General features: G+C 50.2%; 15 protein-coding genes and 2 pseudogenes. 8 read left to right on the forward strand and 9 right to left on the reverse strand.

The features are described 5' to 3' along the window. Nucleotides 1–16 precede the first annotated feature (16 nt). From EQP46_RS09615 to EQP46_RS09640, 6 genes and pseudogenes are all read right to left on the reverse strand, one after another. A pseudogene (locus tag EQP46_RS09615) lies at nt 17–475 on the reverse strand (DUF302 domain-containing protein); the annotation flags it as partial. A gap of 235 nt (nt 476–710) precedes the next feature. Beyond that, complete coding sequence (locus EQP46_RS24585) at nt 711–947, reverse strand: winged helix-turn-helix domain-containing protein (RefSeq protein WP_338068750.1); 237 nt, start codon at nt 945–947, stop codon at nt 711–713. Continuing rightward, nucleotides 898–3,633: an alkaline phosphatase family protein gene (locus EQP46_RS09625; RefSeq protein ID WP_129493740.1), complete on the reverse strand. Its 2,736-nt coding sequence runs from the start codon at nt 3,631–3,633 to the stop codon at nt 898–900. The genes EQP46_RS24585 and EQP46_RS09625 overlap by 50 nt, the downstream gene beginning before the upstream one ends. Before the next feature lie 293 nt (nt 3,634–3,926). Beyond that, on the reverse strand, nt 3,927–4,583 hold the full coding sequence (locus EQP46_RS09630; RefSeq protein ID WP_192545494.1) for a c-type cytochrome: 657 nt from the start codon (nt 4,581–4,583) through the stop codon (nt 3,927–3,929). A 14-nt stretch (nt 4,584–4,597) separates the two neighbouring features. After that, on the reverse strand, nt 4,598–5,932 hold the full coding sequence (locus EQP46_RS09635; protein ID WP_129493443.1) for a molybdopterin-dependent oxidoreductase: 1,335 nt from the start codon (nt 5,930–5,932) through the stop codon (nt 4,598–4,600). 228 nt (nt 5,933–6,160) lie between these two features. Further along, nucleotides 6,161–7,435, reverse strand: coding sequence for an amino acid deaminase (locus EQP46_RS09640; RefSeq protein ID WP_129493444.1), 1,275 nt, complete (start codon nt 7,433–7,435; stop codon nt 6,161–6,163). 35 nt (nt 7,436–7,470) lie between these two features. Between EQP46_RS09640 and EQP46_RS09645 the strand changes: the two are divergent. After that, nucleotides 7,471–7,656, forward strand: a pseudogene (locus EQP46_RS09645) (RidA family protein); the annotation flags it as partial. Between the two features lie 46 nt (nt 7,657–7,702). Here the strand turns inward: EQP46_RS09645 and EQP46_RS09650 are convergent. The 3 genes from EQP46_RS09650 to EQP46_RS09660 form a co-directional block, all read right to left on the reverse strand. Then, a complete protein-coding gene (locus tag EQP46_RS09650) occupies nt 7,703–8,617 on the reverse strand; it encodes a sterol desaturase family protein (RefSeq protein ID WP_129493445.1) in 915 nt (304 codons plus the stop codon). Between the two features lie 108 nt (nt 8,618–8,725). Continuing rightward, a complete protein-coding gene (locus EQP46_RS09655; RefSeq protein ID WP_129493446.1) occupies nt 8,726–9,001 on the reverse strand; it encodes a VF530 family protein in 276 nt (91 codons plus the stop codon). Between the two features lie 152 nt (nt 9,002–9,153). After that, nucleotides 9,154–9,495, reverse strand: a complete 342-nt coding sequence (locus tag EQP46_RS09660) for a hypothetical protein (RefSeq protein WP_129493447.1) — start codon at nt 9,493–9,495, stop codon at nt 9,154–9,156. A gap of 264 nt (nt 9,496–9,759) precedes the next feature. Between EQP46_RS09660 and EQP46_RS09665 the strand changes: the two genes are divergently transcribed. The 7 genes from EQP46_RS09665 (at nt 9,760) to EQP46_RS09695 (ending at nt 15,400) form a co-directional block, all read left to right on the forward strand. After that, entirely contained in the window at nt 9,760–10,128 is a 369-nt protein-coding gene (locus EQP46_RS09665) for a DNA-binding response regulator (RefSeq protein WP_129493448.1), read from the forward strand. A 264-nt stretch (nt 10,129–10,392) separates the two neighbouring features. Next, entirely contained in the window at nt 10,393–11,166 is a 774-nt protein-coding gene (locus EQP46_RS09670) for a DUF3450 domain-containing protein (RefSeq protein ID WP_129493449.1), read from the forward strand. Beyond that, entirely contained in the window at nt 11,163–12,512 is a 1,350-nt protein-coding gene (locus EQP46_RS09675) for a MotA/TolQ/ExbB proton channel family protein (protein ID WP_129493450.1), read from the forward strand. The genes EQP46_RS09670 and EQP46_RS09675 overlap by 4 nt, the downstream gene beginning before the upstream one ends. Further along, nucleotides 12,509–13,090: a MotA/TolQ/ExbB proton channel family protein gene (locus tag EQP46_RS09680; protein WP_129493451.1), complete on the forward strand. Its 582-nt coding sequence runs from the start codon at nt 12,509–12,511 to the stop codon at nt 13,088–13,090. The genes EQP46_RS09675 and EQP46_RS09680 overlap by 4 nt, the downstream gene beginning before the upstream one ends. Beyond that, on the forward strand, nt 13,087–13,491 hold the full coding sequence (locus tag EQP46_RS09685; RefSeq protein WP_102315868.1) for an ExbD/TolR family protein: 405 nt from the start codon (nt 13,087–13,089) through the stop codon (nt 13,489–13,491). Before EQP46_RS09680 ends, EQP46_RS09685 begins: the two co-directional genes overlap by 4 nt. Beyond that, the gene (locus EQP46_RS09690) at nt 13,491–14,186 is read left to right on the forward strand and encodes an energy transducer TonB (protein ID WP_129493452.1); all 696 of its coding nucleotides are present in this window, start codon (nt 13,491–13,493) and stop codon (nt 14,184–14,186) included. Before EQP46_RS09685 ends, EQP46_RS09690 begins: the two co-directional genes overlap by 1 nt. Continuing rightward, nucleotides 14,183–15,400 carry a tetratricopeptide repeat protein gene (locus tag EQP46_RS09695; RefSeq protein WP_129493453.1) on the forward strand — a complete coding sequence of 406 codons (1,218 nt, stop codon included), beginning with the start codon at nt 14,183–14,185 and terminating at the stop codon, nt 15,398–15,400. Before EQP46_RS09690 ends, EQP46_RS09695 begins: the two co-directional genes overlap by 4 nt. Nucleotides 15,401–15,414: the final 14 nt, after the last annotated feature.

Genomic DNA, 15,414 nt, shown 5'->3' on the forward strand with positions numbered 1-15,414 from the left:
TCTCGCTTCTCGCTTCTCGCTTCTCTTGTGTTGCTTGCTTCGCTAACGAAACCAGCGCTTTCTCTACCTTATCAATAGGTAAGCCACATTCTTCGAGGTGATGACGCTCAACCAAATAGTCGGGATTGTTGTATCCTAACCACACGTCGCCGTTTTCATCTTCCCAAATCAGTGCCTTTTGCGGTAGGTCGATACCTGCGGTTTGATTGCACACCATCATTGGCGTACCCACTTTCGGGTTTCCAAAAATCACCAGTTGTGTAGGCCTTAGTGCCAATCCTGCTTTCTTTGCCCCTTCTCCGTGGTCTACACGCGCCATGACGGTTAAGCCGCGTACTTTCGCTGCTGCGATTAAACGATCAGTGGTCACTGGGACATCAAATTGGCTTTTAACTTGGACCATTCCTTGATGTGCAAGCGCAGGGAGCGCAATGAAAGTGGCTGCGAGAGCGATAATTCTCAGTTTTATTCCCATAACAAAGCCCTTTTTGATGTGGCGGATTAAAAGCATGTGCTGGGTGAGCAAGGCGTTGATACGTTACTGAACGCTTAGGCCGGGAACCCCTTTGATATACAGCACAAACCATGGGCAAAAAGCATGCCCTCATTTTAAGACTAGCAAAATAGTCAGGCTGTCACTGATAAGCCCTTGGTTTTAGGCAGATAGGTACGGTTGTCGCGTTATTGGATATGAGCACTGTAATGCACAGTCACAGTACTAACTTGTAGCCAACACTGTAAACCGACTGTACAGGGTCATCATCTGGCCTCACGACATTGAGCTTTTTACGGAGTTTTTTAATGTGCCTATCGACGGTTCTTTCACTGACCACGCGGTAAAGAAAAGCCACTATTGATGAGTGGCTCAATAACAGGAGGGGGTGTATACCTAAAACGCTATTTTTCGAGATGTTGGAGTAAAGAAGGAAATCCCCAACCGTCCTCACCCACTTTCACTGGCTTACCAGACAAGTATTCATATAGCGTTGGTGCAAGTGAACCATTCACTGCTGTCGGTATGCGTTTTTCATTGGTGACAGGCGTACCCCAAAAACCAATGAAAGCATCTTTTTCGTGGAAATGCTCACCAGCATGACGGCCCGGTACTTTGGTGTTGTAGCCTACACCCATGGCAGGGAACAAGTTGATGGAGCCTGCGCGATCTTCATCGTAAAGATGTGCTAACTGATTCACGCTGTCAGGCCGCGGTGTCAATCTTGTGAGTTGCTGCCACGTGTTTTTATCGCACCAGGTTTGCGGGTTGGTAGCATCTGCTTTGTTCATGCACTGGTCGATTAGTGCTGACTTTTCTTGCTGTTCTGATTCACTTAGCGCTGCTGCGTAAGGGTTGGCCTCATACAGATTCAATAGTACTGGAGGTTGTCCGTTTTTAGCATGATATAAGGTGCGGTCACCTTGGCGAGTAATGAACTCATCATGTCGAACGCCGTCTTTCACGGCGACCAATCGCAAGGTACAGGCAGACAAGCTGCAATCTTTTTCGCGTACCGCAAGGTAGTCCAAACTGTCACCAAGGCGCAAAGCGGTTTCGTGCACCATGTCTATCGCTGGGGCTTCTTTCTCGGCGGACAGCGGCTTCCAGAAGGTCAATTCGCTATAGAGAGGCTGTGTTTGCCACCCGCGTTGGCTATTGAACAAATCCATCATGTAATTACCACCCGCGGTGGATGCCACAATCACATCAATCTCTTTATTGCTGGGGTAATCAAAGGTGTGAGTAATCTTCGGGCCTTCGCCTTCGTCAGACGAAATTTTGCGAATACGCAAAGACATGTCGTAGTCCGACTGAATGCCTGCAAACACTTCTTTCTCTGGGCTGACGATATGGTAGATAGGTGATAAACCATGGTCCCCCGCAATACCCCAAAGCACCTGATCGTACACCCCTGCCTTGCGGTAAACCGTTTCCATTTCCCCTAGCCAGAAATCCAAGCGATTGAGTTCGCCCGTCGGCGCAAGGATTTCATCCGCAAAGGGGCCAGTGAAGTGGGCGAAGTGATCGGCCCAAGGGTTATAGGCCAACACAAAGTCAGGCAGCCCTTTTTGAGAAAGCTGTGCGTAATCTTCCAGCTTGTCTTTAATGGTCAAACGCTTAGTGGTGCGGGTCAGTGGCGTCCACCATGTGATGTCTTGATAGGCTTGAATGTCTTTGATTAGACCTTCACGCATCGTGTGAAGAGAGACCTCTATTTCGCCGCGCTTACGCAGATCTTTCAGGCAGCGCTGCTCACCAAAATCACGTATCGCTTCCCCAAGACCTAGGTTGATTAGAGGGTCGTAACTGGACTGTGCATACCAATCATATTGGGCGTTGCAGTTAAGCGTGACGAGAGGAACGAGCCTTTCAAATTGCGTCTTTGCGCCGTTACCGCTGAATAAAGGGTCGAGTTGAATGGCGTCGTTACCGAAGAAGTAATAGGCGCGATCTTGCTCGCGATCGACGAAGTGGAAATTCGGGATACCTGTGCCACCTTCCCCTGCCACGTTTGCCCCGGTTTTGATGATAGGCAAATTGCGGACGCTGATGGTGGGTGTGGTCGACACGCCATATTCCACAATGCCTTTCGCGCCGTCTTGATACAGCTTGCTGAAAAACGGCAAGTAACGTGGATCGGTATAAGGCGTATCCGCTACCTCAAACAAGAAGGTGTTATCTGGTGTGTGGTCTGTCTGTGTAATGTCGACCCCTTTCGGGGCAAAGTTCTCGATGTTCTGTTCATCGCGCTTTACTTGCTGCAAGAAAGGCGAAGGTTGCTTGCTCACCAAGCCTTGAATCAGACTTTGCTGCAAACCATCGACCGTCATTTGAACGGCAAATGGGCGCGTGTTCTGATGGGTGAGATAGGTGAGCAGTCCCTCAGGATCATCGTCTAGCGCATCTTGCATCCAGTGATCGAGTGCGTCGATTTTTGCGCCTTCAAGCAGGTATTGGCGGTAGCCTTTCAACACGTTTAGTCGTACAAAGTCGACCAAACTGATGGTAATGGCTTGAGCGCGGTTGTTTTCTTTGGTTTGGTTTTCGGGTTTGGCATCATCAATGATACCGAGAATGGCCGCTTTCATGTCGCCTTCTTCAAGGCTTTCGCTGTACTTAGTGAGCATGTTTACCAGCACGTGCTGCACGGTGGCGACCGTTTCTCTGTCAGCTTCACTGTCGGTTAAGTATTGATATTGATCCGGCAGGTCATCGCCATAAAGCAGTTTGTCTTTACCAAACAATGCGTCATACAAAGTGACCAGAGCGGCGATGAATTGTCGATTTAGTAGGGCTTCTTCTTCGGTTTTCGGACCATGGCTACTTGATTTGGCTGCTTCTTTTTTGTCATCGAGTGAGAACAATGAATGCTCCCATTGTGCGAGTTCGGCCTCACTGAAAGTGTCCAGCAGGTAGTGTTTGAAGATGTCTTCATTGACCACTTCGCCCGTGTAGCGGTCGTAAAAGCTATAGAGCAAGTGCCCGAGCTGAATCGCGTATTTCGGGTTGGATAATTGAGAAATGACCCGTGCTTTCACACTCGCATCGAGCGGCAAGGTCAATACCAGCGCATCGAGCGTCACGCCACCGACCGTAAACAACGCAATGTCGCGGCTGGTGGCGGCGCTGACATTCATGGATTCGTAAATACCCGAGAAAACCAACTGGCTGCTGTTATAGATTGTGCCGACGATAGGCGTACTGCCAAGATCGGTCTGTGTATTCGCAAAGGCAGATACAGGAGAGAGGGTCAGCGCGAGAGAGACTGCCGCTGCACTGCGTGTTAACGATTGGATGCGCGTCATGAGCCTATTACATTGTCATTGTGTATGACATAGAGCTTACTAAAGATATCAGATTGTTAGAAAGAGAGGCGGAGCCATTTTGCGCAGTTGCTCCGCCTACAAGTGAGAACAAAATTCAGAATGTGTTATTCGCCATAATACGTGGCGAGGTAATCGAGAATGCGTTCATGATCCTGATCGTCGAGCTCATCCATGCCTTGTTCATCGACCATCCATTCCAGAGTCTCATCCCAGCTATCGCGGCTCAGCCCTTGCTGAACAACAATGTGCAGGGAATGACATACGGAACACGTAGACGCAACCAATGCCATGTTTTCATCGGGGGCAAGAATACCTTCACCCAACGCTTTCACCTGAATTTCCTCGTCGCTGCTGGACCAATTTGGCGGCGTCGGGTTTTTTGTGGCAAGCCATGCAATGATGGCCGCGCGTGCTCCGGGATCTTTCACGCCGGGGTACACCATGTTAGTGCCCGGTGCGAAATCAGCAGGTGACGCCAAAAAGGCATCCAGAGATTCCGCATCCCACGTTTTCCCTTCAACACGGTTCGCTGAAAGGCCATCGCTGTAATTGAATCCCGAAAACGCCGCGATTTCTCGGTCCGCGAGTCCATATAGGGGAGGGCCAACCACCGTAATGCCGTTAGGTTCGACTTGGTGGCATGCTTTACACACGGCAGCTTGTTGTTCTCCTGCAGCAATCAGTGCTTCATCTGCGGCGTTTGCTGCGAGGGGAGAAAAGAGGAAAGCAGCGCCGAATAACGACGCTGTGGTTGATTTCATCAAAGCCATTTCACCTACCCTTTCACAACGAGTGCGATGCGGTGAAAGCTGTTGTTGAGGTAACCTTTCGGGTTCCATGCAATGGCGAAGGGTTGGCTAACACCTTGGTCATCGGTCGCTTTTGCCCAGACCTCGTAATAGCCGGCCTGCGGGAAAGTGACTTTTGATTCAAAGGTTTGCCATGCCCCTTCGTTAGCGGGATCGGAAAGATCGGCATCGATCCAGGTTGCACCGAAATCATTCGAGAGCTGAACCTTGGAAACTTTTCGATCCCCAGACCACGCGTGACCGCGAACCAAAACTTCTTTACCTGCCACTTCGCTGTTCGTTTGTGGCGAGGTGATCAGTGATTTCACGGGCATTCTTTCGATGATCACAAAATCGTCTTTATCGACTTTCTCACCAGGAGCAACAGGCCGGTTAGGCACACGATACGCTTTGCCCGTCATCTTCGGCCCATCATGCACTTGGTCTCTGACGGTGATTTTGGTGAGCCATTTTTGCGAACACGAGCCCGGCCAACCTGGCACGACCAAGCGAAGCGGTGCGCCGTTCATGTCGTGCAATGGTTCTCCATTTTGCGCGAAGGCTATCAGGTTTTCACCGCCCAAGGCTTTCTCAATGGGCACGCCACGGGAAATGGGCAGCTTGCCTTCCTTGCCAGAAAGGTGTTTGTCCGCGCTGTAGTGGGCGGTATACACCGCGCCTTCTTGCACGCCAGCGGCTTTCAATACATCCGCCAAGCGCACACCCGTCCATGATGAACAGGCGACAGCGCCCAAGGTCCACTGATTGCCTTTGGCTTTCGGTTCAAAATACGCGCGGCCGTTACCGCCGCATTCCACAACCAATTGCTGCTCAACCACCTCGAAGTTCTTCTTGAGATCCTCGATGGTCAGGGTCATGGGTTTATCGACTAAGCCATCAATGGTCAGCGTCCATGTGTCCGCATCGACAGCGGTAGGTGGAATGCCGTTGTTTCGAATGAAGTGCCGTGCAGTTGGCGTGACATCGTCATTAAGCAGGTGAGGGGGCGTTTCCGCGTTCAAAGGTCTGTCGTTAAGCACAATCAGGCCATCTTTACCTGCGATGGTGACATCATCGAGCCCTTCAGCAAAGGCGGCAGGCACCATGCCACCAGGCATGTTGCGGTGAAATGGAATTGCGCCGCCGAGCACGGCCGCCATGGTGGCTAAACCTGCACCTTTGAGAAATCCACGCCTGTCAGAATGCGTCTTTCGACCAAATACTGTTTCATCTGCGGTGTCTGGGTGTTTGCTATAGAGGTCGTAGATGCCTTCGGTTTGTTGCGCGTCCGTGTCTGATGAATGTCCTTTCTTCTCCGACATGGTGCCTCCTACTTAATGGGCCAACTGAACTGTTTGGAGAGTTAATTGAAAAATGTAAGCGGTTACATTTTTGTAACGTAAAGTATAGGCACACCTTTGATTGGGTTTTAGGGTGACTTGCAGGGCATTCTTAGTAGCGGGACATGGATGCATGAATATGCAATGAAATTTGAGAGGTATGCGCGTTTTTTGATAAACAAAAAACACGCATTCGAGGCGCTGCTTTGTTTAAAACTGCGTGATCATCCAATCGCGGACGACAAAACTGTCATCGGATAACGCAATATAACGCCACTTATCGAAGGTCAAACAAGGGTGCGATGTCGAGAAAGTTAAGATATCGCCCACTTGAAGGTCACAGTGTTCAGGCACGTCCATAAAGGTGTGTTGATCCATCACCGCTGTCGCCACAAGCCCTTTGACATCAAGGGCTTTACCTTGCCTAAAGCCGCGTTCAGCGATGGGAAGGCCAGCATCATAGGCCGCATCTCGTTTACCCATGCCAATCACGGCTTTGCCTTTTTCGGGTAACGAAATGACATACGCCCAGACTTCCAGCGCGTTTTGCAGATCGCCCTGAATCTGCTCGGCGATACCTTGGTTTTGTTTGGCGCGCGCGTTTACTTTTTTCTGAGCGACGCGATAGATGCCGCTGTCGTGTGTGACATAACAACCGGGGCGGATAACAGGCAGCAAATCCGCGTAGCGCGAGAAAACATCTGCAACGATGTCATACCACGCAGACCCCGCACCGGTGAGGATGGTGTCAGGCGTGTCGATTAGCCCCTCACTTTTCAGTGACTGGCAACATTGTGCGGTCTCTTCGATAAAGGCGCGAACGCGATTTTCCATGTCTTCGCCATGAATCACGCCTTCATACACTTCTACACCTGCTAATGACACGCCGGGTAGTGCATGTACGTAACGCGCAAGTTCTGCTGCAGCCTCTGTGCCGCGAATGCCACAGCGTCCACCTGGCACGCCCAGCTCAACAAACACCTTCATGCGTTGGTTCTGCTCCCCAAAGAAAGCGGAGAGTTGCTCAACGTTCTGGCGCGAGTCGACACTGCAATATATATCGACAGCGTGCTCGCGTTGAAGCGCCGCAATGGATGCCATGTTGGCGTTGCCGACTAACTGGTTCGCGATGATGATGTTTTTCGCACCCATCGCCACTGCAATTTCGGCTTGGGCGGGCGTGGCGATGGTCATCCCCCACGCACCGTGCGCCAGTTGTTGCTTGAAGAGCGTCGGGGTCATTGACGTTTTGCCGTGTGGACAAAGTTTCACGCCGTTTTTATCCGCGAAGGTTTGCATCCACGTCAGGTTGTTGGTCAACGCTGTTTGGGAAATCACGGCAGCGGGCAGGCTGATGTCTTCTTCTAGCAAGTGATATTGCCCGTTTTCCTTCTGTTCAACCCAAACGCCTTTGGTGCCGATAGGCCAACCTTCTCGATAGGTATCCTGATAGGGGGAAGCGTCATTGTGCGTCGAGTGAGTCATTCCTTTTCTCCTAGCCGTTGCCGTGATTCATCTGAAATGGCGATGTTGTCGCGGGCGCAATTGTTGATCAGTCTCGCTTAGCCGTTACAAAACTGCGTCGATATGATGAAAGAAGCGGGATACGGATTAGAAGATGTGATCCACATGAAAGTAGTATTGACGGATTCGCGCTATTTTCAGTCATCAATAAGGTGTTTCAGTCGTTTTTTGGCGAACACCCGCTGACCAAACAAACATAACAATATTAAGTCTCACACCACTTGGCCATCAGGAATGATGGCTTTTTTCTTTTCCCGTTTTTTCACCGAGATCCCCCGTCGTACTTTCGCGCGCCAAGATAGCCGTATCACTGAACGCAGGTGAACCAAAAAGGTACTTTAGCCGCGTCTTCATGGGTGTAGGCTTGCGAGAAAATGCCAATGTTGTGAGCGTTTTCCATTGGTGAAACGTCGCTACAAAGGGATTCCAACTGTTGACGGGCTTGGGAATGCCATAGTCGATGTGAATATCATCCTTCTCTTCCACGTATGTGCCAAAGCACTTGTCCCAAATGATCAGTACGCCCGCAAAGTTACGGTCAATGTATTCAGGATTTCTCGCATGATGCACGCGGTGATGTGAAGGGGTATTGAAAATGTACTCAACCCAGCCAAGTTTGCCGACGATGCGAGTATGAACAAAGAACTGAAACCCAAGATTTAACGCCACAACCAACACCACGAACGTTGGGTCAAACCCGATCAGCATGAGTGGTGTCCAAAAGAGCCACATGCCCGACAATGGGTAGGTCAGGCTTTGGCGAAAGGCGGTGGTGAAGTTCATGTTCTCGGAGCTATGGTGCGCCACGTGTGAAGCCCAAAGCCAGTGAACATGGTGCGATGCGCGGTGGAACCAGTAATAGAAGAAATCTTGCAGCACAAAAACGGCGAAAACGGTGACAGGCGTCAGGGTGATATCAAACAAGCGGAATTGAAATAGCCAGAGGAAGAAGGGCATGAGCAGCAAGGTGGCAATGACGTCTGCGCCTTGATGAAGGCCGGCAAGGCTAAAATTGCAGAGCAATTCTTTGAAGGAGTAGTCAGTTTGGTGGCGGCGTTTCAGTACGCGATACTCCAAGATCATGCAAATCAGGAATATCGGGGAAAGAAAAAGCAGTGTCAGTGATGCTAAGCCTGAATCCATGTCGCCTCCATATGTACTCATACCCGCGAGATATAAGTGACACTACATGACTGTAGGAGAAGCGACAAATTCAGTGTGGCAAAATGATAACAGCGATGAATGAGCTGGTTATGATTTCTTTAGCTTTTCCATGGCATTCGCCCACGGATCTGCTGGGGTGTTGTCGCCCGCGCAGAAGGTGTCGAGGTAAAGGTTTTCGACTTGTTCCTTTGCCCAAGGCGTGCGGCGCAAAAACTTCAGGCTAGATTTCACCGAAGGGTCATTCTTAAAACAGTTAATAGCAATCAGTTTACCGAGCTGCGCCCAGCCGTAATGGTCAACTAAATCATTAACGATTTGTTCAAGCTTAACGCCGTGAAGTGGGTTATTAGGTTGCGCGTGCATAGTACTGCTCATCAATCATTGGAAACGGCAGCGACTCTGCCACAATGTGCGCCAGTGCGCAATAAATCGTGAGTGAAGAGAGCGTGGGACGTGTGTTTTTTAAGGCAATAAAAAAGGAGCAAAGTGCTCCTTTTTTCGATCTCATGCAAATATTAACGACGCATTGAAAGTGTTTGGTCGCTGAATTGTGTCATGCGGAGGCGTGTTTTTATGTCTTCACATGCACGCTGAACACTGAAGATTTCTTCGTCAGAAAGGTGGAAAGACAAGGTGCTTTTGAATCGGATGTCCTCACAAATGTCGGCCAATCCAACAAGGTCGCTCAATTTTGCATCTTTCGGATCTTTTAGCATTTTTTCATGTTGCTTCTGGATCTGAATTGTATAGATTTTGCTCGAATAAGTGTAAGAGGATAGTGTCATCGCGATCATGGCAATCAGTAAAATTGCGGAAACGATGAAAAGTGGTTTTTTATTAGGCAAATCTGAAAACATGCGAACTTCTTATTGATGTAATTGTAGGTAATTCTCAAACGGAAAGAGAGTCTACTCTTCTAGGCATTCGCATCGCAAGTACCTTGCGTTTCATTTCACCTGCTTTTTGAGATATTAATCCAAAAATGTGCATCATGATGCGCATTTGGAACGGTTGTGATTCGCAACCTTTGAATTATTAGGTTGTTACACACTTTTTTCAGGCGACATATTGCACACAGTTAAGTATAATGAGAATCAATATCAATAAAGACCTGTTTAATTATGTGCCAAGTTCTGATGATTGAACGTGTTGCGTCGCTGTGTGGTTGGGTCAGAACCACGTTTGCCCAACATGGCTGTAAGGTGACGCGAGTATTGCACGTAAAACAGGCGGAAATTGCGCTTAACCAATGCCATTTCGATTTGGTGCTGATTGCATCAGAGAACACAGCATTGTGCTTACCTGATATAAAAGTGCTTCGTCATCAAACCGTCGCGCCGATGATTGCTCTGCTGCCTCCAGAATCTGAGTTTGATGATGCTTCTTTATATCAATGTGGTGTCGATAAGTGCGTGTGTAACAGCATCGACCGCACGTCACTGTGGGAAGCGGCGCAAAGCGTGTTGAGCCAACCCGCTGAAGTAAAATAGAACGTGAAAAGCACAAGATAAGAAAGGACTGAACGCCTGCGACGGAAAGCATGTGTCTTTGGCATGGCCGCAAATCGTTGGACAAAACCTCAGTGAATGAGGACACATGATCGTTGAGGGAGTGAGTCTGAATCGAAGACAGCTTCTGAATTCACGCATCGTGTTCTTGTTGGGGAATAACAATCGTCACTTATGCAATATAGCGCGGTATACTTGGCGAGTTTTTGTTACGCGCAACCATTTTACCCAGAGACTAGCACGACCATGACAATCAACCTGCGTATGGCATCACTTGTATTGATGACCTTGCCTTTTTCTCTTCATGCCAGCGAGCTTGATACGGCGACAGCCATTGAAGCGCAAACGACAAAATCTGCTGCAGCTTCCCAACAACGCATTGATACCAGCGCCATCACGTCGCTTCAACTCAAAGCGGACATCGCGCAACGCCAACAAGAAATCGAAAACCTCACCTTGTATCGCAATCACCTTCAAGCGCTGGTCGTAGACCAAAACAATGAAGTGGATAGCCTGAACCAACAAATCACCGATATAAAAGAGACCCGCAAAGGTGTAGTACCGCTGATGTATCGCATGATTGATGATTTGCAGACCTGGGTTGAGCAAGATTTGCCGATCAAATCTGAAACCCGCACGGCGCGTGTTGAAGCACTGAAAGCCATGATGGGACGCGCCGATGTGGCTGATGCGGAAAAATTCCGACAGATCCTCGAAGCCTATTTGGTGGAGTTGGCTTACGGCGGCAAAATGGGCTTGTACCAAGAAACATTGAACATTGCGGGACAGCAACGTGATGTGGACGTGCTGCACCTTGGTCGTTTATCGCTGGTGGCGCGCAGCCTCAATGGTGAAGCCTTCTGGTATTTTGATGCGCCGACGTCGTCTTGGACTGCGGTGGATGCCAGTCAAAACGAGGATTTGGCCTTTGCCTTTAAGGTGGCCAATCAAAGCGTTGCGCCAACACTACTGACATTGCCACTGACGGTGTCGCCTTCTCTCGCGGAGGCACAACAATGAGCCGAATGAAACGCACACTCATCGCTGCGCTGTCTGCCTGTACGCTTCTCTCTCCGTTGCCAGCATTGGCTGATCTGGTCAGTGACACCCGTGTGGCCCAGCAGCAATCGAATGCGCACAATATGGCGCGTGAAGCCGGTTTTGAAGAGACCGAGCAGAATTTGAAAGCACAATTGGCCGCGTTGGATGCGCAACATGCTGCGCTAGAAATGGAAACCCAAACGCTAAGCGACACCTTTAGCGATAACGAACAGTATTTGGCGGAGCTTGATGAATCCCTGCGCTTGGAAACAGGCACCTTGGGTGAGCTTTTTGGCGTGCTTCGTCAGTCCAGCCGCGAGCTGAAAAATGAACGTGTGGATGCGCCTGCAGCGATTGGTCAGCCTGATTACGATGCGGCACTTGATCTGATTTTGGATGCGAAGGCCTTACCGTCGCTGTCAGCGTTGAACACGGTTTGGCACGGCATGCAGGACGAATTAGAAAACGGACGCGTGATTGCGCCATTGACGCTGAATGTGCGTGATGCCGAAGGTGTGGTCACGGAACGTGCCGTTACGCGCTTAGGTAACATTGGGCTGGTGGATCAACATGGCTACCTTGGTTGGAACAGTGCGAAGCAGCAAGCCAACCTGTTGCCTGTTCAACCTGAACATGGCCTAACATCGATCTCGCTGGCACAAACTCAAGCGGGTGACAGCGTGATCCTCGATCCGACCCGTACCGAATTACTCAACCAACTGGCCTTTACTCCAACCTTGAGCGAACGGTTCGCGCAAGGCGGGCTTGTCGGAAAAATCATCGCCGTGTTGTTGTTTGTTGGCCTTGCAATCAGTGCGGTTCGCGGTGTGTCTTTGTTCCGCGCACGCGTCGCGATTCGCAAGCAAATGAAGCACCCAGAAACGGCAGGTGATAACCCATTGGGCCGCATTCTTTCTGTGTATCAACAAGCGCCAAATCGTTCATTAGATGCGCTTGAATTTCACCTGCTTGAAGCCATTGTTGATGAACAACAGGGCTTTGAAAAAGGCTTGTCCATGCTCAAATTGCTTGCTGCTCTCGCGCCTATGCTGGGTCTGTTGGGGACAGTGACGGGCATGATTGAAACCTTCCAAGTGATCACGCAGTTCGGTAATGGTGACCCTACCGTGATGGCGGGTGGCATTTCGATGGCGCTTATCACCACAGTACTGGGCCTTGTTGCTGCAATGCCATTGCTATTGGCGCATAACGTATTGAGCACGCAAGCGGAAACCTTGCGCGGTACGCTAGAGAAAGTCGGCATTAGCTTGGTCGCACAGCAATCTGATCTGGCTGATAACACGGTGACCAAGGCAATCGCATGACCGAGCTAACAACTGTGGCTTCTCAACCTCTTTCGGCTGGCCTGTTTGACGGGCAGCTCTTTGAGCACGGTTGGCAATCCCTCTCCCTGTTTATGCAGCAGGGTGGCCCCATACTTTGGGGTTTGGCGCTGGTCGGTGCCGCGAGTTGGTTGGTGGTGATCGAGCGGCTGATTTACGTATTCAGTGTGTTCCCGAAACAAGAAAAGCACTGGATTGAACAGTGGCGTCAGCGCAAAGGTCAACGTGAATGGGCATCACGCGCCATTCGCGATGGCTGGCTGTTTGAAGCGCATGTGTCGCTGCACCGCAACCTCAATTTACTCAAAGCATTGGTGTCACTGTGTCCCATGCTGGGGCTATTGGGCACTGTCACCGGCATGATCACTGTGTTTGATGTGATGGCTGTGCAAGGGACGGGAGAGCCGCGCTTAATGGCGGCGGGCATTTCAATGGCAACCCTTCCAACGATGGCGGGCATGGTTGTGGCGCTTGCGGGCATGTTCGCGCAAGCCCGAATTTCTAAAATTTGTGAGCGCCGTGAAGCGTCGCTGACGAAAGCATTAAGGAGTCGCTCGTGAGGTTTCAGCGTGCGCAAAAAAATCGTGAAGATGCTCAAATCGATCTCACGTCGATGCTCGACATCGTCTTTATCATGCTGATTTTCTTTATCGTGACGAGCTCGTTTGTGCGTGAATCCGGTGTGGATGTAAACCGTCCTTCTGCCAGCAATGCTTCTGCCAAAGCAAGCGCCGGTATTTTCGTGGCGATCACCGCCAACAATGACATCTACATTGATCAGCGTGTCATTGATGCAGAACGTGTCGAAGCAACGTTAGAACGCCTGCTGATAGACCAACCCGAAGCATCTTTAGTGATTCAAGCCGATGAACACGCCTATAACGGCACTGTGGTCACGGTGATTGATGCCGCTAAAAGTGCGGGTATTGCCAATATTGCATTGGCGGCGGAGCAACCCTAATGTCACGTTGGGTTATTGCACTGCCTTTGGCGATTGCGTGTGTGTCTGGCTTGTTTCTATTGATGGCAGCCATGGTGACACCCACAACGTTTGAGGACGATGAAAACAAAAGCGGCATGGTGTTTGATTTGGTGATGCAAGAGCCTGAAATGGAACTGAATCGACGCCTGCGCGACGTACCGCCTAAGCCGGAAGAACCGCAAGAGCCTATGTCTCAGCCAGCACAAGCAGCGGCGCCTCAAACGCAGACACAGACCTTGTCTTCCCCGCTTCCTCAGTTATCGTTTGATATGCAGGTAGAAGGGATCAGCATTTCAGCGCCAACGTTTGAGCAGCCTGTGGTGGCAGAAAGTGCGGTGGGAGAGATTGCCGAAGTCAGCCTTGCTGCGCCAATAGCGTCAGATTTGGATGGCACGTCGAATCAACAAGCCATGCCGATGTATCGCTCAGAGCCGAGCTACCCAGCGAAGGCGCTGCGTCGCCGCATTGAAGGGTATGTGGTGATCCGTTTTACCATTGATGAAACCGGGCGTCCGCAAGATTTAGAAGTGGTGGAAGCCTCGCCGAAGCGCGTCTTTGAACGTGATGCCATGCGCGCCCTAAAGCGTTGGAAATACCAACCAAAACGCCTTGACGGTAAAGCCATCAAGCAACCGAATCAAACAGCAAAAATAGAGTTTAAGTTAGCCAAATGATGTGTCGTAGCACCTTCTCATTGTCAAACGCCATTCGCTGCGTGTGTCTCGCTGTCGCGCTATGTTCAGCGCCGTCGTTTGCTGCACAATTGTCGCAAGGCACTGTGCTGAAAGTACAGAAAGCGTTCGCGTTTCAAGAGAAGGAAGCGTGGCGTGATGCCATTGCTGTACTGCGAGAAATAGAGACCAAGAAAGCCTACGATCGTGCTTACGTTGATCGCATGCTGGGTGTGTTGTATTGGCAAACAGACGATGTGAACAGTGCGATGCGTTTTCTAGAGAAAGCGGTCAAAAGCGATGCGTTGTCGGGTGACGAAATGCGTTCAGCACAACGCATGCTTGCGGATCTGTACTTGTCTAACGGCAACTATAAATCCGCCGCAACGCTGTATTCACAGCTAGTAAAAACCGCCAAAGACAAGAAAGAGTCAGCAGAGCTTTGGTTGCGTTTGGCTCAGGCGAATTATCAACGCAAGGCGTGGAAAAGCACGCTGACCGCCATCAACAAATACCTTGCTTTGACCTCGCCGGATACGGTGTCAGCGCTTTCAATCAAACTGGGCGCAGAACTTCAACTGTCCCGCTGGAAGCATGCAAATAGCACTCTGGAACACCTCATCGCCCTTGAGCCCAAGAAAAAGGTGTGGTGGATACAACGCGCGGGCAACTACCAACGTTTAGAACAGCCAGAGAATATGTTGAGCACGTTACTGCTTGCTCAGCGTGAAGGCATTGAATTGACCACGTCAGAGCAAAGAACCATTGCGCAGCTTTATGCGCAAAAAGGCGTGCCGGAAAAAGCCGCGTTAGTGTTAGACAGCTTACCCGCCTCAGAACAAGATGCAGTGACCTTGTCGCAAAGTGCTTCTTACTGGCAACTTGCCAAAGAGTGGGATACCGCGATTGCCGTTTGGAAGAAAGCGGCAAAAGCCGATAACACGTATCGTTGGCAATTGGCGCAGCTTCAAGTGCAACAAGGGCTTTATTTCGATGCCCTGTCGAGCTTGAACAAAGTGACATCGCCAGAGAAAAAAGCCTCGGTAGAAATGTTGCGTGCCACGGCGTACGACAAACTAGAACAGACCGACAATGCTTTGCTTCATGCCAAGCGCGCACACGCTCTTCTTCCGTCATCAAAAAGCGAAAGTTGGTTGAACTACCTGACGCAGAAACGAAAAATGGCCAAGGTTTCAACACCCCCTCAAGTGCACTAAATACGCCGTAACAT

The organism is Enterovibrio baiacu (assembly GCF_004120195.1).
Classification (GTDB): Bacteria; Pseudomonadota; Gammaproteobacteria; order Enterobacterales; family Vibrionaceae; genus Enterovibrio; species Enterovibrio baiacui.

Bases quoted from the DNA above. Each gene is read 5' to 3' on its own strand.
- EQP46_RS09625 (WP_129493740.1), bottom strand. From the start codon at position 3,633: ATGAATGTCAGCGCCGCCACCAGCCGCGACATTGCGTTGTTTACGGTC.
- EQP46_RS09630 (WP_192545494.1), bottom strand. From the start codon at position 4,583: ATGAAATCAACCACAGCGTCGTTATTCGGCGCTGCTTTCCTCTTTTCT.
- EQP46_RS09635 (WP_129493443.1), bottom strand. From the start codon at position 5,932: ATGTCGGAGAAGAAAGGACATTCATCAGACACGGACGCGCAACAAACC.
- EQP46_RS09640 (WP_129493444.1), bottom strand. From the start codon at position 7,435: ATGACTCACTCGACGCACAATGACGCTTCCCCCTATCAGGATACCTAT.
- EQP46_RS09650 (WP_129493445.1), bottom strand. From the start codon at position 8,617: ATGGATTCAGGCTTAGCATCACTGACACTGCTTTTTCTTTCCCCGATA.
- EQP46_RS09655 (WP_129493446.1), bottom strand. From the start codon at position 9,001: ATGCACGCGCAACCTAATAACCCACTTCACGGCGTTAAGCTTGAACAA.
- EQP46_RS09660 (WP_129493447.1), bottom strand. From the start codon at position 9,495: ATGTTTTCAGATTTGCCTAATAAAAAACCACTTTTCATCGTTTCCGCA.
- EQP46_RS09665 (WP_129493448.1), top strand. From the start codon at position 9,760: ATGTGCCAAGTTCTGATGATTGAACGTGTTGCGTCGCTGTGTGGTTGG.
- EQP46_RS09670 (WP_129493449.1), top strand. From the start codon at position 10,393: ATGACAATCAACCTGCGTATGGCATCACTTGTATTGATGACCTTGCCT.
- EQP46_RS09675 (WP_129493450.1), top strand. From the start codon at position 11,163: ATGAGCCGAATGAAACGCACACTCATCGCTGCGCTGTCTGCCTGTACG.
- EQP46_RS09680 (WP_129493451.1), top strand. From the start codon at position 12,509: ATGACCGAGCTAACAACTGTGGCTTCTCAACCTCTTTCGGCTGGCCTG.
- EQP46_RS09690 (WP_129493452.1), top strand. From the start codon at position 13,491: ATGTCACGTTGGGTTATTGCACTGCCTTTGGCGATTGCGTGTGTGTCT.
- EQP46_RS09695 (WP_129493453.1), top strand. From the start codon at position 14,183: ATGATGTGTCGTAGCACCTTCTCATTGTCAAACGCCATTCGCTGCGTG.